20 protein-coding genes are annotated in these 22,589 nt (G+C 25.4%); 7 read left to right on the top strand and 13 right to left on the bottom strand.

Going from position 1 to position 22,589, the window contains the following annotated elements:
- Positions 1 to 227: 227 nt before the first annotated feature.
- Positions 228 to 971, bottom strand: coding sequence for a glucosamine-6-phosphate deaminase (nagB, locus tag ACXX88_RS00975; protein ID WP_436358530.1), 744 nt, complete (start codon positions 969 to 971; stop codon positions 228 to 230).
- A complete protein-coding gene (gene nagA / locus ACXX88_RS00970) occupies positions 971 to 2,074 on the bottom strand; it encodes an N-acetylglucosamine-6-phosphate deacetylase (protein WP_458559319.1) in 1,104 nt (367 codons plus the stop codon). Before nagA ends, nagB begins: the two co-directional genes overlap by 1 nt.
- 191 nt (positions 2,075 to 2,265) lie before the next feature.
- Between nagA and ACXX88_RS00965 the strand changes: the two genes are divergently transcribed.
- The 5 genes from ACXX88_RS00965 to ACXX88_RS00945 all read left to right on the top strand — a co-directional run bounded on the left by ACXX88_RS00965 (position 2,266) and on the right by ACXX88_RS00945 (position 8,554).
- Positions 2,266 to 2,565: a hypothetical protein gene (locus ACXX88_RS00965; protein ID WP_458557239.1), complete on the top strand. Its 300-nt coding sequence runs from the start codon at positions 2,266 to 2,268 to the stop codon at positions 2,563 to 2,565.
- Positions 2,558 to 4,273: a PTS transporter subunit EIIC gene (locus ACXX88_RS00960; RefSeq protein WP_458559318.1), complete on the top strand. Its 1,716-nt coding sequence runs from the start codon at positions 2,558 to 2,560 to the stop codon at positions 4,271 to 4,273. The genes ACXX88_RS00965 and ACXX88_RS00960 overlap by 8 nt, the downstream gene beginning before the upstream one ends.
- A 74-nt stretch (positions 4,274 to 4,347) precedes the next feature.
- Positions 4,348 to 5,238 (top strand): MurR/RpiR family transcriptional regulator, encoded by an 891-nt coding sequence (locus ACXX88_RS00955; RefSeq protein WP_436358534.1) that lies wholly within the window; start codon positions 4,348 to 4,350, stop codon positions 5,236 to 5,238.
- Positions 5,239 to 5,296: 58 nt separating this feature from the next.
- Positions 5,297 to 6,502: a phosphoglycerate kinase gene (locus ACXX88_RS00950; protein ID WP_458559317.1), complete on the top strand. Its 1,206-nt coding sequence runs from the start codon at positions 5,297 to 5,299 to the stop codon at positions 6,500 to 6,502.
- A gap of 51 nt (positions 6,503 to 6,553) precedes the next feature.
- Positions 6,554 to 8,554: an MIP family Ig-specific serine endopeptidase gene (locus tag ACXX88_RS00945; protein ID WP_458559316.1), complete on the top strand. Its 2,001-nt coding sequence runs from the start codon at positions 6,554 to 6,556 to the stop codon at positions 8,552 to 8,554.
- A 45-nt stretch (positions 8,555 to 8,599) separates the two neighbouring features.
- Here ACXX88_RS00945 and aspS read toward each other — a convergent pair whose 3' ends face one another.
- Genes aspS through ruvA form a run of 5 tightly spaced genes read right to left on the bottom strand, consistent with a single transcriptional unit; the run spans position 8,600 to position 15,799 of the window.
- Complete coding sequence (gene aspS, locus ACXX88_RS00940; protein WP_458559315.1) at positions 8,600 to 10,303, bottom strand: aspartate--tRNA ligase; 1,704 nt, start codon at positions 10,301 to 10,303, stop codon at positions 8,600 to 8,602.
- Positions 10,290 to 11,552, bottom strand: coding sequence for a histidine--tRNA ligase (hisS, locus tag ACXX88_RS00935; RefSeq protein WP_458559314.1), 1,263 nt, complete (start codon positions 11,550 to 11,552; stop codon positions 10,290 to 10,292). The genes aspS and hisS overlap by 14 nt, the downstream gene beginning before the upstream one ends.
- A 12-nt stretch (positions 11,553 to 11,564) precedes the next feature.
- Positions 11,565 to 14,174, bottom strand: a complete 2,610-nt coding sequence (gene secDF / locus ACXX88_RS00930) for a protein translocase subunit SecDF (protein WP_458559313.1) — start codon at positions 14,172 to 14,174, stop codon at positions 11,565 to 11,567.
- A 37-nt stretch (positions 14,175 to 14,211) separates the two neighbouring features.
- Entirely contained in the window at positions 14,212 to 15,171 is a 960-nt protein-coding gene (gene ruvB / locus ACXX88_RS00925) for a Holliday junction branch migration DNA helicase RuvB (RefSeq protein WP_458557246.1), read from the bottom strand.
- On the bottom strand, positions 15,149 to 15,799 hold the full coding sequence (gene ruvA, locus ACXX88_RS00920) for a Holliday junction branch migration protein RuvA (protein WP_436358541.1): 651 nt from the start codon (positions 15,797 to 15,799) through the stop codon (positions 15,149 to 15,151). Before ruvA ends, ruvB begins: the two co-directional genes overlap by 23 nt.
- A 375-nt stretch (positions 15,800 to 16,174) precedes the next feature.
- Between ruvA and ACXX88_RS00915 the strand changes: the two genes are divergently transcribed.
- Positions 16,175 to 16,360, top strand: a complete 186-nt coding sequence (locus tag ACXX88_RS00915) for an AlbA family DNA-binding domain-containing protein (RefSeq protein WP_458559312.1) — start codon at positions 16,175 to 16,177, stop codon at positions 16,358 to 16,360.
- Positions 16,350 to 17,531, top strand: a complete 1,182-nt coding sequence (locus ACXX88_RS00910; RefSeq protein WP_458559311.1) for an ATP-binding protein — start codon at positions 16,350 to 16,352, stop codon at positions 17,529 to 17,531. The genes ACXX88_RS00915 and ACXX88_RS00910 overlap by 11 nt, the downstream gene beginning before the upstream one ends.
- A gap of 178 nt (positions 17,532 to 17,709) precedes the next feature.
- Here ACXX88_RS00910 and rbfA read toward each other — a convergent pair whose 3' ends face one another.
- From rbfA to ACXX88_RS00880, 6 genes are all read right to left on the bottom strand, one after another.
- A complete protein-coding gene (gene rbfA, locus ACXX88_RS00905; RefSeq protein WP_436358544.1) occupies positions 17,710 to 18,057 on the bottom strand; it encodes a 30S ribosome-binding factor RbfA in 348 nt (115 codons plus the stop codon).
- Position 18,058: 1 nt separating this feature from the next.
- Positions 18,059 to 19,864, bottom strand: a complete 1,806-nt coding sequence (gene infB, locus ACXX88_RS00900) for a translation initiation factor IF-2 (RefSeq protein ID WP_436358546.1) — start codon at positions 19,862 to 19,864, stop codon at positions 18,059 to 18,061.
- Positions 19,845 to 20,123 carry a YlxR family protein gene (locus ACXX88_RS00895; RefSeq protein WP_458559310.1) on the bottom strand — a complete coding sequence of 93 codons (279 nt, stop codon included), beginning with the start codon at positions 20,121 to 20,123 and terminating at the stop codon, positions 19,845 to 19,847. Before ACXX88_RS00895 ends, infB begins: the two co-directional genes overlap by 20 nt.
- The gene (gene nusA / locus ACXX88_RS00890) at positions 20,116 to 21,810 is read right to left on the bottom strand and encodes a transcription termination factor NusA (protein ID WP_458559309.1); all 1,695 of its coding nucleotides are present in this window, start codon (positions 21,808 to 21,810) and stop codon (positions 20,116 to 20,118) included. Before nusA ends, ACXX88_RS00895 begins: the two co-directional genes overlap by 8 nt.
- Positions 21,811 to 21,817: 7 nt before the next feature.
- Entirely contained in the window at positions 21,818 to 22,234 is a 417-nt protein-coding gene (locus ACXX88_RS00885; RefSeq protein ID WP_458559308.1) for a hypothetical protein, read from the bottom strand.
- Positions 22,235 to 22,344: 110 nt separating this feature from the next.
- The coding region (locus ACXX88_RS00880; RefSeq protein WP_458559307.1) for a hypothetical protein at positions 22,345 to 22,589 on the bottom strand (245 nt) is incomplete at its 5' end.

The raw sequence follows: 22,589 nt of genomic DNA, 5'->3' as shown, positions 1-22,589 counted from the left end.
ACACCACAAAAGTATGTGGTGTTTTTAAATTCAAGGTTTGCAAAGTTGTTTAATATCATCTTTATTAATAGGTTAAATTTTACAAATTTATATCTTTTTTATTATTTTAATATTTACTAATTTAACAAGTAAAGTATAAAGAGAAAAAGACTAAAATGCCTTAAAATAAAGTAAAATCGGTAATATAAACTTTCAACTGGGAAAGAAAATAGTATAATTTAAAATTTTTATTTTTCTTTATTTTGAAAGTCCAATAATTTAGCTGCTTGTTCATCTAAAATAATAGTTACATCTTTATGTAATCTTAAAAAACTTGCAGGTAAATTACCAGAAATTTCTTCTGTTATCATTCTTTTAATTGCTTCTGCTTTGGAATTTCCAGTCGCAATTAAAAGAATTTTTTTTGCTTCTAATATAGTTCCAATCCCCATGGAAATAGCTGTTTTAGGAACTTCATTTTCATTATTGAAATATATTTTATTAGATTGAATTGTGCTTTCTGTTAATGTTACTTCTCTTGTCCTATCATAAATTTGAGAACCCGGTTCATTGAATGCAATATGTCCATTTGTTCCTATTCCTAAAATCATTAAATCAATTCCACCACTATTTTTTATTTTTTCTTCATAGATAAGTGAATTTTTTTTAATATCACCAATTCCATTAGGTAAATTAATATTTTTTTTAACAATATCAATATGATTAAATAAATTTTGATACATAAAATAATGATAAGAACAAGGATTTTCATTAGAAACTCCAACATATTCATCTAAATTAAAAGATGTGACTTTTGCAAAGGAAATTTCTTTATTTTTATACATTTTAATAAGATTTTTGTATGTTAAAATAGGTGAATTTCCTGTAGCAAAACAAATTTTTAAATCCTCTTTTTTAAAAATTTGTTCTTTTATTAAATTAGCAGTAAATTCTGCTACTTTTTCTTCATTATTTTTAATAAATATTTTCATTATTTCACCACTTCTCCATTTATATAAACTTTTTTTATTGAATAATTTTTTGAATCTAAAATTAAAAAATCTGCTAAATAATTTTCTTCAATTTTACCTAAATTTTGAATTCCAAGATATTTAAAAGCATTATATGAAGTCATTTTTACAGCTTCATTTAAAGAATAACCTAATTTTAAAATATTTTTAAATGCATCATGTATTACTATTCCTGAACCTGCTATTGTATTTGTTGCAAGTAATTTGATAACTTTTGCCTTTTTATAAACAACAAGATCACCAGAAACACTCTCTCCATCTTTATAATAAGCAGGTTTAATAGCATCAGAAATTGCAATAATTTTATCCACTCCTTTTATATCAATTGTGAATTTTACAGTTTCTTTTTTAATATGAATAAAATCAATAATCATTTCACTATAAACATTTTTATTTGATAAGGTTGCTTGTGCTATTCCGGGATTTCTTGAATCCACTCCAGACATTGCATTTCACAAATGACAAACTGAATCACACCCATTTTCAAAATATTTAGAAGCTAAAGTAAATGATGCAGATGAATGACCTATAGAAGGAAAAATTTCTTTCTTTTTCATAAATTTTAAAATATCTAAATTTGCCATTGTAGGATCAAAGGAAATTCTTTTCAATTTATTATTGGAAGCAAATAATAGTTTTTGAATTTTAAATTTAGTTGCTTTTTTTAAAAATTCAGCACTATGAGCTCCTTTTTTATCAAAATTAATAAAAGGACCTTCTAAATGAATTCCTAAATTTCTAGAAACTGTTTTTTCTACAAGAGACATTAAATTTAAAGAGTCCAAAATTTTAGTTCATTGTTTAGACATTGCAGTAGGCATAAATGAAGTTGTTCCTAGTTTAGCTAATTTTTTAGAAACTTTATATAAAGATTCTTTATTATCCATAACATCATAATTTGCAATTCCATGAATATGTAAATCAACAAAACCTGGAACTATTAAATTACTTCCTTGTCCTTCTATTAGTTCTATTTTTAATATTTTATTTTTTTCTAAATAAATATTTGCATTGTCAATAGTATATTCTGGATTAATTATTTTGCAGTTTTTTATTATTGTCATATTTCACCTTATTTTATTTTACAATTTATCAACAAAATAAAAAAAAGTTGCATAAATTATGCATAAGAATTTATAAATATTCATTAAATTTCAAAAAAAATGCATAAAATATTTATTTTATTTCATTAAAGTTCAAAATGTATAATAATTTAATTGTTAAAGACTTATTTAACACTAAGGAGGAAAAGTAAATGTCTCTTTTCAAAAAAATTGACTTTAAAAAGATTGAAAAAATTCAATGAATATACATTTCACTATGAATTTTGTTTTCAATTTTACTAATAACTGTTGTTTTATTGCTAACTCTTTACACAAAACCAAATTTAAACAATGCTGAACTTCAAGCAGCAGCATTAAAAGTTAGAGCAGATGTAATTGCTTCTTTTGTTTTGGTTTTTGTAATTGTTTTCTTTGGATCAATTCTTTCAACTGTTATTATACATGGATTCTTTATTAAAAAAGTGAAAGGAGTAAAACAAAAAAATGAGTAGTTTAAAAACAATGAATGCTGGAAAAGCAAGTTCAGGTTTTTTCAAAAAAATGTTAGAAAGACTTGGAAAAATTGGTACTGCTTTATTATTCCCTATAGCTATTTTACCAATAGCTGCTATTTTATTAAGAATCGGAGCTGATGTTCCGCAAGATACTACATTTTCTAAACTTATTCAAAATATTGTAACTCAGTCTGGAGATCTTGTTTTTTCAAATCTTTACTTGCTATTTGCTATTGGTTTAGCATTTGGATTTACTAAATCAAGAAGGGGAGAAGCTGCTTTTTCAGGAGCTGTTGCAATGTTTATAGTTGCAAAACTCGTTCCTATTTTAACTACAGCTTTATATTCTCAAATTAATTTAGGAGAATCTTGAGCAAAAGATTCAAAAACTATAGTGCTTGGATTTGAAGCGTTATTTAGAGGTAAATACGAAGCAATTCTTGGAAACAATGTTTTAAGCGGAATTATAGTTGGTTCTTTTGTTGCTTGAATTTATAATAAAACTAATATGGTTGAATTACCAAAAGTGCTTGGATTTTTCTCAGGAAAAAGACTAATACCTTCATTAGCTGTTGTTTTTGCAGTAATTTTCTCAGTTGTTTATTCACTAATTTTCCCTTGAGTAGCATTTGTAATATTCAAACTATCAAAATTACTTTCTGATGCAACAAGTCCAGGAGAAGCAAACACACTTTCTGTAAGATTCACAAGAGCTTCCATTGAAGGGGTTTATGGTTTCTTAAATAGACTATTAATCCCTTTTGGATTACATCATATCCCAAATAATTTATTCTGATTCCAATTAGGAAGTTTTGCTAAAGAAGGTGGAAAAGCAGAAGAAGTTGTAAATGGAGATATCTTTATTTTCTTACAAGGAGTTGCTAAAAACAACCCAGGTGGATTATTCCAATCAGGATTCTTCCCAATGATGATGTTTGGATTACCTGCATTAGTTGGAGCTTTTGTATATACAGCAGAAAATAAAGAACAAAAAATCAGAGTTATAGCACTTCTTGGTTCTGCTGCACTTGTAAGTTTCCTTTCAGGAATAACAGAACCACTGGAATTTGCATTCCTTTATGCATCACCACTATTATTTGTTGTACATGCTGTTTTAACTGGTATTTTTGCCTTTATAACAGGTGCATTTGGAATTCAATTAGGATTTGGTTTTTCAGCTGGATTGATGGATTATATTTTAAGTATTCCCAAATCACTTGCTATAATTAAAGAATCAGGATTTACTGGTGCAAATAAAGTATTTGCAAACCCAGGTTGAATAATTCCTATCGGTGCTTTAACAGCAACTACATATTTCTTTGTTGGAACACTATTAATTAAAAAATTAAATCTAAATACCCCAGGTAGAGGTACAGGAAAAATTGCTGATGAAGAAATAGAAAACAAAAAATCAAGCAAAATAGAACAAACAGATTCTAAATCTAAAAGTACTTTATCTAAAAAAGCAGTAACCATCATAAAAGCATTTGGTGGTTGAGAAAATATTGTAGAATACAATAACTGTTCAACAAGATTAAGATATATTGTTAAAGATGGTTCTAAAATCGATGAAAAACTGATGAAAAGTGCTGGAACTTTTGGATTAATTAAAATTTCTGAAAATTCATTCCAAGTAATTATTGGTGTTGAAGCAGAACTTTTAAATAACCAAATAACCGCAAACATCGGTGCTCCTTTAGAATAATTAAAAAGTTCAAGTTATAAAAAGACTTGAATTTTTTAATCAAATTCTTAAGTTATGAATATAATTAAAGCAATATGAATAAAAACATTTTAATTTTTGACAAGGATTTAATTGAAGAAATTGATAAAAAGAACTTTTCTATTTCTTCTTTTAAAAAAATTTGAAATTTTATCGAGAAAGAACCTTTTAACTTTATTAAAACAAATTCAACGGATTTATCTAAAAAATTAGATATTTCTCAATCTACTGTTTCGCGTTTTGCAACAAAAATAGGGTTTGCTAGTTTTAAAGATTTACAAATTTATGTATCTCAAAGAATTCAATATAAAAAAGATTTAGAAATAGATATTAAAGATGAAAATAATTTAACTTTAACTCAAGTAATGAATAATATAAAATCACATTATCTTTTTTCTTTAGAAAGCACTTTAACTAATTTAAATCTAGAAAAAAACATTACAGATTATATTAATACCCTTTTAAAATACAGGAAAATGACAATTTTCTTTGGTGTTGGAGAATCTGCTCTTGTAGCAAAATACCTTGCAACCAATTTAAGAAAAATAGGTTTTAACACTATTTTTATCAATGATATCCACGAATTTTTTTCTTTTAGTAACTTATTAAAAGACCATATGCATATTACTTTAATTTCTAAAAGTTGCAAAACATTAGAAATTAAACAAATAAAGGAGTATTTAGACAAATTTTCCATTGCTACAAGCATATGGACTAAAAATAGCAAAATAACTGTTACTAAAAATGTGCAAAACGTAATATTTTTAGATAGTATTGAACAAAATTACAGAATTGGTTCAATTGGTTCAAAAATTTCTGCCTTTATCATTGCAGACATAATTTTTACTTATTTAAGTTCCAAAATAGATCATAAACAAACTATTTTTGCCAAAATTGAAAACAACATTGACCAGTGAAATAATTTAAATATTAAAGATAAAAAATAACTATAATAATAAAAAAGTTTTATAATATTATTAATAAAAATAAAAAATAGGAGAATAAATGAAATCAACAGTTAAAAAAACAATTGATGATCTACAATTAAAAGGTAAAAAAGTTTTAATAAGAGTAGATTTTAACGTTCCAATTAAAGATGGTAAAATTACTTCTACAAAAAGAATTGTAGCTTCTCTTCCAACAATTAAAAAAGTTATTAGTGAAGGGGGAAAAGCAATTGTCTTTTCTCATCTTGGAAGAATTAAAGAAGAAGCAGATAAAGCAAAAAAATCTCTTCAACCAGTTGCTATTGAACTTTCTAAACAATTAAATCAAGAAGTTCTTTTTATTAGCGAAACTAAAGGAAAAAAACTTGAAGATGCAATTAAAAAATTAAAAGATGGGCAAATTTTATTATTTGAAAATACAAGATTTGAAGATTTAAATGATAAAGCTGAATCAAAAAATAATCCAGAATTAGGAAAATACTGAGCTTCTTTAGGTGATGTATTTATTAATGATGCTTTTGGAACCGCTCATAGAGCACACGCTTCAAATGTGGGTATTGCTTCTAACATCAAAGAATCTGCAATGGGTTACTTATTAGAAAAAGAAGTGAAAGCACTTTCCAAAATTGTTACAAATCCAGAAAAACCTTTTGTTGCAATTATAGGTGGGGCTAAAATTTCAGACAAAATCGGTGTTGTATCATCACTTTTAGAAAAAGCGGATAAAGTTATTATTGGTGGTGGTATGGCTTATACATTCAATAAAGCTTTAGGTTTTAATATTGGAACTTCTCTTGTTGAAGAAGATAAGATTGAGTTAGCAAAAGAATATTTAAATAAATACAAAAACAAAATTATTTTACCAGTTGATCACGCTATGGGTAAATCTTTTGAAGATCAACCAAGAATTTTAAATGACTCAAATCCTTTACAAATTCTTGATAACACAATGGGACTAGATATTGACAAATATTCAATAGAATTATTTAAAAAAGAACTTGAAGGTGCTAAAACAGTTCTTTGAAATGGACCAATGGGAGTAACAGAATTTTCTAACTTTAAATATGGAACAGAAGAAGTTGCAAAAGCAATTTCTAAACTAAATGGCACTTACTCTGTAATTGGTGGGGGAGACTCTGTAGCGGCAGTTGAAAAACTTGGTTTTGAACAAGCATTTAGTCATATTTCAACAGGTGGTGGAGCTTCTATTGAGTTCTTAGAAGGGAAAGAATTGCCTGGAATTAAAGCAATTCAAAATAAATAATTAACTAAATAAAATCTATTTTTTTAGATTTTATTTTTATATTTTACAAAAATGAAAAAACAAAAATTTATTAAAAAGTTATTTATTCCACTTGCTTCTTTTACTCCATTAATGCTTTTTTCTTGCTCAAACACTAAAAATGAAATTTCTGTGAAACCAACCAATGAACATCAATATGAAAAATCCAATGACTATAAAACTCTAAAGAATGCTAAGAAAACATTCTCTGATGAAGAAAAAAATATTTCTAAATTTTTTGAAAAAAAGATTGATAAAATCTCTCATGCAAAACAATTAGAAATATTAAAAGGATTTTTACAAGAACAAAATTTAACACTTTCTAGTGATATTTCTGTTAGTTCTGTAACTCTCCAACCAACAAGAATGTATTGAGCTTTTAAAATCAAAAATATAGAAGAATCCTTTGGTTTTGGTTTCTTTTACAAACAAAAAAGTAAAGAAAACACACCAGAAAACCCTCAAAATCCTCCTTCAAAAGAACCCAAACCAACACAGCCAGTTACAAATCCTAAAGATAATCTCCCAGAAACCGAAACACCAAAAGAAAACCCAAACAACGGAATGCCACCTTATTTTGATCCTTCCAATGTTGAAAAACAATTAAGAGAAGCTAGAGAAAAACGAGAAAGAGAAGATCAAATAAAAAGGGATGATTTAGGTCCACAAGATTCTGATTTAATTATTTCTGAAAGTGAAGCTTATAATGAAATTTTAGATAGAAGTTTTGCAATTTCCTTTAATTCTAACGGAGTTGATCCTGAAGATAATCAATCTGGTGTAATAGCAAATAATCCAAATGGTACTGCTTGATTATTGGATTATGCTTGAAAAAATAATCAAGAAAATTCTGATGAATTAGTTCTTTTCCTTGCTACTAATGCTCACGTGTATCAACGTGCATATAATGCTTTAGATCAAAAATGAAAAACTGATTTTCCTGATTATTTCTCTAAAAATTCTACAGATTCAATTGAAAGTTTTAACATCGGTTTTGCTCCTAAAAACATAGCAAATAATGCTTCAATAAATAATTTGGAACACCCTGGACAAGGTAATAAAGCAATCTATTATACTAATGCAACATCAGCACAAACTACAAAGTATGATGACACAACATTAAATAGTTTTATTAAAACTACAAATGTTTTTGATAATCCAAAAACAGTCTTTGTTGCTACAAATTTCTTTGATGATCAAACAAATAAAAAATTAGTAGAAAGTGCTCAAAAACAAGAAGAAGACAAAAATAAAGATTTAGTTGTAGGAAAAGATTTTGCAGTCTTTTCATTAAAAATTCACTATAATAATTTGAAAAATGCAACAGATGCTAATTTAACTCAATTTAAAACTAAAATAGATAATGCAATTGCTGCATTAAAAAATAGTATCACAAGATCAAAAGGTAAAAATAATATACCTAATGTTGAAAATAATTCTATTCCTTATCTTGATATTGATTATGCAAGTCAATGATTAAATAAAGAAGATGCTAAAATTAATCAATATAATTCTAAAAATCGTTCTCACGCAAATCTTAAATCAATATACATTGCTGGTTATCCATCAACAGACAATCAACAATTTTGAATGCGTAATTACTCCAAAAATATAGAAAGAGACAGTGCAGCATTTGCACAAAGAGCAAACTTTACTAATGGCCAAGATGTTAAATCTGAACTTGATAATAATAGAACAATGAAAGGGATTGGTTATCAAGGTCTTATAAGTAATTCCGGTCTCTTTTGAGGTTCTTCTGGCTCATTAGCTCTTAATGAATATGGTATTGCAGTAGGAATTTTTGCAACAACAGCCAATAAAGGAGATTGAAAAGATATTTCTGGTAAAGGTGGCGTTGTCTTTCTAACGCAATATGCAGACGATGCTTTCTACGGACCAGCTCATAATTTAATCGATGGATCAAATAAACAAAAATATCCAAAACAAACAAAATCTTATAAAGAAAATCTTACCAAAATGAAAGCAGATTATGAAGGATTTACTCATACTGCTTTATTCCCTGAAGGAGTTTAAAAAATAAAATCACAGATGAATTTTTGTGATTTTTCTTTATTTTCGTTATTTTTGCTTTGGTTCTAAAAAGTATTCATCTAGTTGTTCTTGTGTAACTTCTGAAGGTGAATCAATCATTAAGTTTATACCTTTTGAATTTACAGGGAAAGGAATAACGTCTCTAATGGATTCTGATTTTGTTAAAATCATAATTAGTCTGTCTAAACCAAAAGCAATTCCTCCATGAGGTGGAACACCGTATTCTAAAGCATTTAAAAAGAATCCAAATTGACTTTCTGCTTGTTCCTTAGACATTGAAATGGTTTCAAACATTTTTCTTTGAATTTCACTATCGTGAATTCTAATAGAACCTCCTGCAACTTCAAAACCATTTAAGACTAAATCATATGCTTTAGCTTTTGCTGATTTTAGATCACTTTGGAAAGTGTCAATTGATTGTTCTTGAAACATTGTAAAAGGATGGTGAGCAGCTGCATATCTTTTGTTTTCTTCATCGTATTCAAACATTGGTCAATTTACTATTCAAGCAAATTTATAAAGACTTTCATCAGCAAGTTTAAATAAATTATTTAATTCTACTCTTAAAGCTCCAAGTGATTGACAAACTTTTTCATATTCATCATTAACTATAAATAATGTTCCATCACTAAATTTTTGCTCTTGTATAAAATTGTTTATTTTTGAAAAATCAGCAATTTTAAAAGAAGTAGATGTTATTTGACCTTTTTCTAAAATTAAATAAAGTAATCTATTTCCTTTATTTTTACGAACTATTTCATCTAAATGTTTGAAATCTTTTTTTGAAATTGTTTCTTTTTCTAAAAAAAGAGTTTTTGTTGTAGAGTTACTAAATAAAAATTCATTTTCGTTATTTAAAATGTTTGCATTAATTAATTTATTTTGGTATCTTAAATCAGGTTTATCGCTACCATAATTATCGATTGCATAATCATAATCAATTCTTTGGAAAGGAATTTCTAAAGGAATATTTAATTTTGAAAACAGGTATTTCATCATTTTTTCTACAAGATTTTGAATATCTTTTTCATCTATAAAAGACATTTCAAGATCAAGTTGAAAGAATTCAAATTGTCTATCTTTTCTTAAATCTTCATCTCTAAAAACTTTTGCAAATTGGAAGTATCTTTCAAATCCAGAAACCATTAAAATTTGTTTAAATAATTGTGGTGATTGTGGTAAAGCAAAGAATTTTCCTTTAGTTCTTGTTGGTACTAAAAAATCTCTTGCTCCTTCTGGTGTTGATTTAGATAAAATTGGGGTTTCGATATCGATAAAATCATTTTCATCTAAGAAATCTCTTAAATATTTAAAAACTTTATTTTTAAAAATAATGGTGTCTTTTAAAATATTTCTTCTTAAGTCTAAAAATCTATATTTTAATCTTAGTTCTTCAGATACATTAATTTTATCATTAATTTCAAAAGGCAATTCTTTTGATTTAGAAAGAATAATTAATTCATCAGCAATAACTTCAATTTGTCCGGTAGCTAAATTATCATTATATTCTTTTCTTTCAAAAACTTTTCCTGTAACTTGGATTACATACTCTTTAGCAATAAACAAGTTTTTTTCTTCATTATTAAAGATAATTTGTGTAATTCCTCAACGATCTCTTAAATCAATAAAAGTGAAATTTTTAAATTTTCTTATGTTATGAACTCAACCATATAAAGTAACTGTTTGTCCTACATTTTTTATATTTAATTCGTTATTATTAATTAATTTCATTGTGTATTTCCTTTATAAAAGCTTTTATATCAACTATTTGCAAAATCTTTTTTTCATTTGTACTAAGGTTTTTTAATGTTAGTTCTGTATTTTTTTGATTCTTTTCTTTAAATAAAATATATTTTGCTTTAATGTTTTCTGCTTTTGCAAAAATTTTAGCTATTTTTTGAATTTCTTTATTGGATTCTACCTTAAAGTTGTGTTTTCTTAATTCTAGAATTAGTTTATTATTTATATTAAATTCATCTTCATTAAAACTTGCTACATAAATATCAATTCCAGAATTATAATTAAAATCATTATTAAAGTCTAAAATTTCAATAATTCTTTCAACTCCAATTCCAAGTCCAATTGCAGACATTTGTGGACCATTTAGTTCTCAAAAAAGATTATTATATCTTCCACCACCAATTAATGTACTTTTAGAACCAAGAGCTTTTGAACTTGACTCAAACTCAAAAACAAAATCATCATAATAATCAAGTCCACGAACTAAAAATTCATCTACTTCAAAATCAATATTTTGTTTTTGCATCAACTCCTGCAATTTATTAAATTCATTTTTTGATTTTTCATTAATAAAGTCTAAAATTTTTGGTGCTTGTTTGATAAATGTTTTAGTCTGTTCTATTTTATCATCTAAAATTCTTAAAGGATTTTTTTCTAATCTAATAATTGATTCTTTTTCTAATTCATCTTGATGAGTAATCAAATATTTTTTTAATTCAACTAAATATTTTTCCCTGTCTTCTCTTGAACCTAAACAGTTAATTTTTAACTTTACTTCTTTAATTTTTAAAAGTTCTAAAAATCTTGTAGCAAAACTTATAATTTCAAAATCATATAGATAATTGCTTTGGCTAATATATTCAATTCCAGCTTGATAAAATTGTCTAAAACGTCCTTTTTGTGGGCGTTCATAACGAAACATAGGTCCAAAATAAGCAAACTTATTATTATTTATATATAACTTATTTTCCAAAATAGCCCTTACTGTTGAAGCGGTTCCTTCCGGTCTAAGAGCTAACTCTCTATCGGATTTATCTTTAAATAAATACATTTCTTTATTTACTATATCCGATGTTTCTCCAGATGTTCTAATAAATAAATTTGAATATTCAAAAATTGGAGTTTCTATATATTTAAAATTTCAATTTTTTATAATATTAAAAAAAGTTTCTTGTATTTTTTGTAACAAGAACACTTCTTTATCGTATATATCTTTTGTGCCTTTTGGTTTTATATACATTTTTTTCCTTTTTTATGCTTCAAAATCATTAATACCAACAAAAGTTTGTTCTTTTATTTTTTGAGTATTTCAGTATTTATTTGCAATTCTTTTTGCTTTTCTTTTGTTTCTTCAAGTCTCAACTAATAATCAAATATGACTTGCGATAAATAATGATGAATATGTTCCAAACACAACACCAGTTACCAATGCAATGTTAAAGTATAAATCAGTTGAATCTTTAAAAATAATTAAAATTAATACAGTTAAAATTGTTGTTAAAGAAGTAAAGATTGAACGTTTTATAGTTTCTTTAATAGTTTTATTAACTATAAATCTTAATCTATTATAGTCGTTAACTTCTTTATATGGTAATTCTTTAAAGATTTCTTTAATTCTATCAAAAACAACTATAGTATCGTTAATAGAGTAACCAATTATTGAAAGTATAGCGGCTATAAAAATTGGTGAGATTTGTAATCTGAAAATGATAAAGATTAAGAAAACTATTATAACATTATGAATTAGCGAAATAATTGCAGCTATTGCAAATGTTCATCTTAATCTTAAAATTATATAGAAGATAACAGCAAATAGTGCAACTAATACAGAAATAATAGCATTATTTACTAAACTTCTTGCTTCTTCTGAAGAAATACTATATGTAATAATATTTATATTTTGAAACTTAGTATTTAATTCTGGACTAATTTCATTAAGAATATTAGTTATATTTTGATTAGTTCTAACTATAACATTATAAATATCTGCTTGTTGATCTACTTTTTGAATAATAATTTGATGATTATCGTTTATTATTCCTTTATTTTCAAGAAAGTCTTTGATTTCATTTGCTTTATTTAAAGTTAGAAAATCAAAATCTTTATCTTTAGTTTCAACTAAAATATTTGTTCCACCACTAAACTCTAAAGAAAGGTTAAATCCTTTTATAAAATCCTTATTTATTACTGCAAATGTGGTAAATACAATAAAAGCAGCTATAAAAATAATAACTGGAATGTAGTGAGTAAATTTAACATAATTTAGGTATTCTGGTCTTTCTATTTTTGCAACATAACCTCTTGCATATAAAGGAATGTATTTTTTTCTAACCCCTAATAAAAATTTATTTTTATCAAATACACCCGTTTTTACAAGCATTGTTGTAATTCATTTTGTAAAGAACAGCATAATTAACAATGTAAATAACACAGAAAATAGTAAAGTTACTGCAAAACCTTTAATATCTTTGGTCCCAAAAAAGAAGAGAATTACAGCAACAATTAATGTCGTTATATTCGAATCCAGAATTGTAGAAAAAGAAAATTTATTTGCTTTACTATTTGCTTTAATGCTGCTAGAACCCATATAAATTTCTTTTTTAATCGATTCAAACGATATTATATTCGCATCGACAGACATACCAATTCCTATTATTAAAGCAGCAATAGTAGAAGGTGAATATTCCCCTCTTACTGTTGTGAATAATAATGAAGTTAGAAATATATATAAACTTAAAGAAATTGTAGATAAGAAACCAAGAAGTCCATAATTAACTATCATAAATAAAGCAATTATAGAAATTGAAATTATTCCTGCAATTAAAGCTCCATTAAATGCATTCTCTCCTAAATCTCTAGGCACAAATGAGGAAGATAAAAGTTTTAATGAATAATTATCGGTTCCATAATTTATATTTAAAGCTAACTGTTTTGCTTCACTTGATGTGAAATTCCCTTGAATAACAAAAGATTCACCAGATAAAGCACTATTAACTTGAGCGGATGAAATTAAATATTTTTTAGCATCAAATTGTGCTTCTTTTAAAATTGGTTGAAATACTGTTGGTTGATGTGTTTGAGGATTTGTTACAGTTTTTGGTTGTGTTTCTTCATTAACATGAACAAATTTATATGGATTAAATCCAGAATTAACTCATTCATCTCTAAAGTTAGTATTAGCAAGATGAATTAAATCTTTTAAGTTTAATCAAACTAAAATTAAATTTTGACCAGACGGTCTTTTGGAAATATAGTCAGTAGCTTTTGTTCATTCTAACTCACCAGATTTATCGGCTAAATTAATTAATACTTGATTTCTATTATTGCTGTCAATTTGCTCTTTTGCTCCACCTGATTTAAATGGTGCAACATAATCTCTTTCATTTCATTTATCTACATTTTCAAAATCTAAAGTTTGTCCTGTAGTAAATTTTCCATTATAAAATAAAGGTTTATTATTTATGTCTGTGATTATAATTTGTTGTTTTGCAATAACTTCATTTGTAAAATCAACAATTTCTTCATTAGTGGTTATTCCACTTCGAGAAATTCTTATTCTACCTTCGCCCTCAATTGCAACTTGTGTACCATTTAAACCGACTCCACCGGTTAAACGATTAAATATTGCTTGGTCTGCCCTTTTTATTGTTTCATTATCGATTGGTTTATTTTTATCTTCTGAAGTAACTTGAACAAGAACTTCAGCACCACCACCGTATTCAATAGATTTATTAATATTTTTTGAAATATAATATTTGCTTCCTAATGTAATTGAAACTATGACTGTTGAAAAAGTGAAAAAAGCAATAAATCACCTTTTTCAATTTTTAGCACTAAATATATTTCTAAAAAACTTTTTCATAATAATATTTTATATTATAAGGTATTTTTAGTTATTTTTAACTAATATAGTTATATTTTTTTAAATATTCTTCTCCTTCAATCGTAATTCTTCTCCCTCTACTAGTTTTTTCAATTAAATTTAATTCTAATAAATTGGGTTCTATATTTAACAATATGTTATCTTTATTATCTTTTAAAATTCCTGAAATTACATCCAAAGATACACTTTTTCTTTTGAAAATATTACCTAAAAGTTTTAAATAATCAACATGTAAATGAGTTAAACCATTATGATGAATTCCAATATTTTTAAGAGTTTCATCAATTAAATTTTTATCAATTTTAGATTTTTGAGAAAAAATATAAAAATCTCTGATTCTTTTTAAAATATTGTTTAAAATTCTTGGTGTACTATTAGCAAATTTAGTGATATATCTTATATCATTATCTGAAATTTCTATATTTAATTTTGATGAAGAATTTTTTGCAATGATTTTCATTTCTTCTGGAGAATATTTTTGTAATTTTGCAATGAAACCAAAACGATCTTTTAATGGTTGACTTAATCTTTCAAATTTAGTTGTAGCACCTATTAAAGTAAACTCAGGTAATTTCATTCTCATTATTTTATTTTCTCCATCTACTCCAATTTGAATATCAATTACATATTCTTCCATTGCTGTATAAAGTAATTCTTCCATATTTTTATTCATAGAATGAATTTCATCAATAAAAATTAAATCCCCTTTTTTAACAGAACCAAAAATTGAAAGAATATCTGATTTTTTCTCTATTAAAGAACCTTGTATAAACTTAATTTGACCATCTAATTCCGTTGAAATAATTTTTGCTAAAGTTGTTTTTCCAAGACCTGGTGGTCCAAAAAACAATAAATGATCAAGAGTTTTTTTACGCTTTTTTGATGAACCTATTAAAACTTTAATTGTATTAACTAGCTCTGTTTGACCAATAAATTCATCGAAATTTTTTGGTCTAATTTCTAAATTCTCTTGCATTAGAAATTAATTTAATAGCTTCTTCAACTAAGAATTCAAAATTTTCACTTGGTTCTAAAGATGAAATCGCATAATCAATTTGTCTTTTTTGGAAACCAAGGACTTTAAGTGTATCTTCTAATTCACTCATTACCTTAAAATCAAGTTTTGAATTAGACTCATTTTCAAATTCATGAGATTCATTTTCTGTGCTGTTTTCATCTACTTTTTCTTCTTTGGATTTTAAATTACTTAATATTTTTCTATATTTATTTTGAAAATCAAAAACAATTTGTCTTGCTATTTTTTGTGATATATAAGTATATTTTGAAAGTCTTTCTCAATCACCTTCTGCAATTAAATTAATTCCTTTTTCTCATCCTTCAGAAATAAAGGATAATGCTGTTTTAGGACCAACACCTGATATTGTTAATAAATCTTCAAATAAAATTCTTTCTCTAAAATTTTCAAATCCATATGTTGTTTTTTGATAATCATTTTCTCAATTGTAAATATAAACTTTTCTATTTTCTCCTTTTTCAAATTTATCGCTATTGACAACATATATAAGATGTCCTGTTGATGAACTTTCTAATATAATGTAATTTTTGTTTTTTGAAACTATTTTTCCTATTTTATAAATTTCCATTTTTTTCCTCCATCTAAAAGTTTCTTTTTTTTATAAAAAACAAATAAAAAAGAAAAAAATTAGGAAAATAAGCTCGTTTTTCCTAAAATTTTAAATATTGAAGTATTATTAAAGTCCCTATTTATAAATTAATATAAAAAAATAAATAAAAATTAATTTAAAAACATAGATTTAGAAAATTAATTAAATTTTCAATTGATTTAAACTAAAATAAGTTATGTTATGTATAATTTAATTAAAAGAAAAAGTATAATAAATCAACTATTTCTGAATTTTAAAACAATATTAAAATTTAAATATAATAAATAAAGTGTTGGATATAATAAATTCATTGAATGATATTTGAAAACAACAAACGCATAAATAGGGAGATATATGGAAAATAGTAAAATTGAATATAAAATTGATATTCCAGATAAAGCAAATAAACTAAAAGCAGAAATAGTTTCTTTTTTAAACAGCAAGGGTGGAGAAATACATCTAGGAGTTAGAGATGATGGTAGTATTGATAAAGAATTGATAGAAAATAAAAAAACAAGAATGAGAACAATTGCTATCTAATTGAGTGTCAAATGCTTTTAGTCCAAATGTTATAAACTTAATTGATATTCTTCCTAATGAAATACCTTTTAAAATTAAAATAACTGAAGGTAAGGAGAAACCTTATTTTTATAAAGAAGGAGAAGGATTTAATTCTAAAGGGATTTTTATTCGAGTTGGTAGTACAAAAAGAGTTGCAAGTTTTAATGAAATTGAAAGAATGATTAGAAATCATCCATCAAATGATTTTGAATCAAATAGTATTGATAGAAATGATTTGACTTTTACATATATTGAAAATAGATTTAAAGAAAAAAATATAAAATTTGATATATATGCTTTATCGTTAAAAGGCAAAAATGATAAATATAATAATGCTGCTTTGTTGTTAAGTGATCAAAATCCAACAATAAGTAAATTCGCAGTGTTTCAAGATAAGGGAGTTATTGAATTTTTAGATAAAAAAGAATTTACTGGGTCAATTTTAAAACAGCTAGATGAGATATTGTATTTTTCTAGTTTATCCAATAGAAAAAGAGTTACCATTTCAGGTAAACCAGATAGAGAAGAGTATTTAGACATTCCTAAGAGAGCATTGAGAGAAGCTATTGTAAATTGTTATTGCCATAGAGACTATACACTAAGCGGTGATGTAAAAATTGAATTTTATATAGATAGAGTTCAAATTTTTTCACCAGGTAGTTTACCTGATGGTTTAACTCTTGAAAATATAAAAATGGGAATGGCTGCAAAAAGAAATAAAATCATTGTAAATGCATTAGATAAAATTGATATGATAGAAAACTATGCAACAGGAGTAAGAAGAATATTTGAAGATTATTCTGATTTTAAAAAACAACCTAAATACTATATTTCTGATAACGGCGTGATTGTTACATTATTCAATAGAAATTATAAAATAGAAGATGAAGCCCAAAATGAAGCCCAAAATGAAGCCCAAAATGAAGCCCAAAATGAAGCCCAAAATTTAAAACAAAATACTAAAAAACGAATAGAGAAAATTTTAGAGTTAATGAAAGTAAATAATAATATAACAAGAAGTAATCTTAAAAATATATTAGGAGTGTCTAAAACAACAATTGAACGTGATATTGCTAAATTAAAAGAAGAAAATAAAATAGAATATATAGGAAGTTCAAAAAAGGGTTATTGAAAAATAAAAAATAATTAAATGAGAATTAATAAAAATCAAAACACAATAAAATGTAATTAAATCAGATAAATAAAAACCGTTTTGCCCCATAAAACAGGCATAAACAGTTTTTTAATACATTAAACTGAGAAAGCTTAACCAAATGTTTTTTCAATTTATGACTTTATATTAATAATCCTAAATAAAAAAAGATAACTTACTTAGAGTTATCTTTTTCTTTGATTTTAGCAAGTATTTCTTCTATTCTTTGTGCATTGTCTAATACTTCATCTAAAAAGAAATGTAATTGTGGCACTGTTCTAGAATTTACTATTTTGGATAATTGAGTTCTAATAAATCCTTTTGCATTATTTATTGCTTCTAAACCTTTTTGAGGTGATTTTATAAAACTTAAATAAATTTTTAAATGTGAACCATCGTTAGAAAGTTTTACATCATTTACAGTTGCTCCAATTATATTAGCATTTGTTATTTCTTCACTTATAATTTTAGAAACTAGTAAAAAATAGTGGGATTCTTTTTTTCTTAATGTAATTGAGTTCATATTATTCTTCAATTAAAACATCTTCAAATGCTTGAATAGTATCATCAACTTGAATTTCGTTATATTTATAAATATGACAACCAAATTCCATACCCATTGCTACTTCTTTAGCATCATTTGGACCTTTTCTTAAAGAGTCCAATTTTCCTGTATAAATAACTTTATTTTTTCTAATAACTTTAACTTTACAGTTATTTTTAAATTTACCACTAATCATAGTACATCCAGCAATAATTCCAACTTTTGAATAACTAAAAAGTTTAAGAACTAACGCTTCACCTATATTAACCTCTTCATATTTTGGTTCCTTATAACCTTTTAATAAAGTTTCTACTTCTTCAGTGATTTTATAAATTACAGAATATTCTTTTATCTCTATTTTTTGCTGAGTTGCAAACTGTTTTATAGAGCTTGGGACATTTGTATTAAATACATAAATAATTGCATTTGATGCTTCTGCAAGTAAAATATCTGCTTTTGTAACATCTCCAACAGAAGCATGTACTACATTAACAAAAGCTTCATCGTTTTTTAATCTCTCTAAAGATGATTTTATAGCTTCTGAAGTTCCGTGCACATCGCTTTTGATAATTAAATTAATAACTTTTTTACCTTCTTCAAAAATTACGGAATTTCTTTCTTTTAGTTGTGTTTGTTTATCTACAAAAGCTTTTTCTTCAGCTAAATTTTTAGCAAATTTTTCTTCTGGAAAACCAAAGAATTTATCTCCTGCTAAAGGCACATAATTTAAACCAGTAACAACTACAGGAGTACCTGGAGTTGCTTTTTCAAGAATTTGTCCATGGGAATCATGCATTGTTCTAATTTTTCCGTATTTAGAACCTGCAACAATAAAATCTCTTGGATAAAGAGTTCCATTTTGAACAATTAATGTTGCAGTAACTCCTTTACCTTTATCTAATTTTGATTCAACTACTGTACCGATAGGATATCTATTTCTATTTGCTTTTAAATTAAGAACTTCCGCTTGTAAATTAATTGCTTCAAATAAGTCGTTTAGTCCTTGACCGGTTTTACCAGAACCATAAACAAACATATTGTCTCCTCCTCATTCTTCAGGAAGAATATTGTGGGTAGAAAGTTCTGATTTTACTCTTTCAATATCAATTGAAGGTTTGTCAATTTTGTTAACAAAAACTATTATAGGAACTTTTGCATTTCTTGCATGATCAATTGCCTCAATGGTTTGAGGCATAACTCCATCATCAGCAGCAACTACTAAAATAACAATATCTGTTATTTTTGCACCTCTTGCACGCATTTCTGTAAATGCTTCGTGACCTGGAGTGTCTAAAAAGGTTATTTTTTTGTTTTGGTATTCAACTTGATAAGCACCAGTGTGTTGAGTAATACCACCAGCTTCACCACTTGCAACATTACTTTTTCTTATAGTATCTAATAATGTTGTTTTACCATGATCAACATGTCCCATTATAGTAATTATTGGTACTCTATTTTCAAGTTCACTTTCATGATCACTTATTTCAACTTCATCCATAAAGTTGGAAGCATTTATTTCTACTTCTTTTTGAAAATCAAAACCATATTCAATACACAATTCAGCTATTTCATCTTCAGAAAGTGTATGATTTAAAGTATACATTTTTCCTTTTTTAAAAAGGTTTGTAATGATTTCATTAGCAGGTTTATTAATTTTTTTTGTAAATTCTGCAATTGTCATTGCTCCTGTAAAAATAAAAATACCATCTTTTAATTCAGTTTTTACACTAACTAACTGGGATTTAATTTCTTCTGTATTAGATTTTCTAATGTGTTTCTTTGCCATAAATTAGTTCTATTTCCTTTCTTAATTGATCGTAATTTTCTTTTGTTATATTCATTTTAAAAGACTTATTAAGAAGTTTTTTCTCAAAAGCTTTTAAAATGCTCTCTTTGACATTTTCTATATAAGCTCCACGCCCTTGTAGATTTTTATTTTTGTCTATAATTACTGTATTTTCCTTTGTTTTAGTAAAACGCATTAATTTTGTTATAAGGATGATATTGTTTGAAAAAATGCATTTTCTTGAATAGTCATTATTCATTTTCTTCATCATCTCAATCAGCATCATTTATATCAAAATCAAAATCATTTAAACCAGCAAATTCAGCTAAATCATTATCCATTTTGTAATTCTTAATTTCTTCACTAATTTGTTTTAAATCTTCTTTTGTATAAAGTTCTTCTGTTTTTGGTTTGTTGTTATCAATATTATCTTGAAAATCAGAAAATGCATTGTCAAAAATGCTATCACCATCAAATTTATTTACATTTGCTTTTCTATTATTTTTAACTACAGAATCTTTTTCAACTTTAGTTGATGATTTTGAAGTTGAATCATTTTTTTCTACTTTTTGTTCGCTATTTGCTGTTTCTTCAGAAATATTTAAACCAAAATCTTCGTTATATTTTTGAATATCTTTATCAAATTCATCAAGTAAATAATTAGGATTAATTTTAGATTTACTATTTCTTGTTTTATTAGTAGTATAAGGTGCTTTTTTGATTTTAGCATTTGTTGAAGTTCTGCTTTTAAATTCATTTTCAATTGTTTCTAATTCGCTTTTAGAACTAATATTTCCATTTCAGTTTAATTTAAAACCATCATTTAAGGCTTTTGTATAAGAATAAATGTCAATTCTTGATCTTGTTAGTTCAGAAGCTAAAGTAACATTGATTCCTTTTTTACCAATAGCAAGCGAATGTTGTGAATCAGGAACAACAACAACAATTTTATTCATTTTTTTAGATTTAAATGGTAAAACAGAAACTATTCTTGTTGGTGCTAAAGCATTTACTATAAATTGGTTTAAATCTTCTGAATATTCAATAATATCTACTTTTTCTTCTCCTAGTTCATTTACTATTAATTCAATTCGACTTCCAGATTTTCCAACTAATGCTCCTACATTATTAATCACTGTTCCAGATGTAGATTTAATAGCAACTTTGGATCTTTCTCCTGCATGTCTTGCTATTCTAAAGATTTCTATTTCTCCTGCTGCAATCTCAGGAATTTCTTTTTCAATTAAGTCTTTTAAGATGTTATTTGATGAATTAGAAATAATTATTTGTGTATCTTTTACTTCTTCAAGCACATCTTCAATATAAACATCTTCGCTTAAACCAAGCTCATTCTTCTTTTTAGAATTTGTAGCTAAGTGTTTAGGCATAAATGCATGAACTTGATCGTCTTCAATTTCATATAAGTATCCTGCTCTTAATTTAGAAATTAATTTTGCTTTTACTACTTTTCCTTTTAAAGTTGAATATTTTTGATAAACAGCTTCTCTTACAAGTTCGGCAATTTTTTGTTTAAATTGTTGCTGAACTGGTGAAAATATATTTTTTGGCAAAGTTTCAAAATCAATATCAATAGAAACTTTTTCATCTTCTTGAACTTTGTGTGCAAATAATTGTTTTGCTTGTGAAATGGAAATTTCACAAGTTTTTAAACCTTCATCTGCTGCAATATCTTCATTATAAGTTTCGTCAGAAACTACTAAAGCTGTTTTGTTTACTAATCTAATATTTTCATTTTCATAATCAACAATTAGTTCTATTTCAGCGTCAGGATCTAAGTTTTTAGTAATTGTTTTTATAAAAGAATCTTCAAGAATTTTCATAATTGTTTGTATATCTATTTTTCTAAATTCTGAAATTTCTTTTAATTGATTAAAAAATATTTTGTTCTTTGAAATATTTTTAGAATTTACAGATTTTCTTGCCATTTTTCTCCTAAATATTTATATATAAATTAATTTTTTCTATTTTTTCTTTATTTATTTCTTCTTTTTTCATTCTGCCTTTTAAATTAATTTCTAGTAATAAAGTATTTTCATTGTTTTGGATTAATTTTCCTATAATAAAATCTTTTTTATTAAATCAAATTTGAATTTTTTTATTGGTAAATTCTTCTATATTTTCTATATTTATATCAATGTCAGTACCTTTGGAAAATACATCTAAATAATATTCTTCTTTTATAAAATCTTCTTTATCTAAAAAGTCAGATATTTTTCTTGAAATTTTTTCAACATCATTCAAATCAGTAAAATTTGTTTTTATTCTTAAAAAATTAAGACTTCCTTCTTTTTCAAAATAAGCTTCTAAAATTGAACTAAAATTCTCTTTTAATTTTTCTAAAATATCCATTTTTCTCCTTAAAAATATATGAAAAGGTTGCTAACAGCAACCATTTTTTATTACTATTAATATAATTATAAACCAATAATATTTTTTTTATAAATAAATTATGAAAATTATTAATGTCTTCTTTTTTCATTTTCACCTTCAGTAGATATGATTTTTAAAGGTCTTGACAATATAAAATGAATAGAATCTTTTTCTATATGTTCTTTATAATCTTTTATTTCACTATCATATTCTCTTTCTAATCTTTCTCTAGAAAAAGTTAAATCATAATCGTAAAAATTATTTGATTCTTTATTTGCAATTATTTGAGCATTTTCCCTTGAGTTTAAATCATTTTCAATATTATATCAATCAT

The organism is Mycoplasma sp. 5370 (assembly GCF_054343435.1).
Note: the sequence above shows the minus strand (reverse complement) of the source record. Positions and strands in the feature narration are given on the sequence as shown.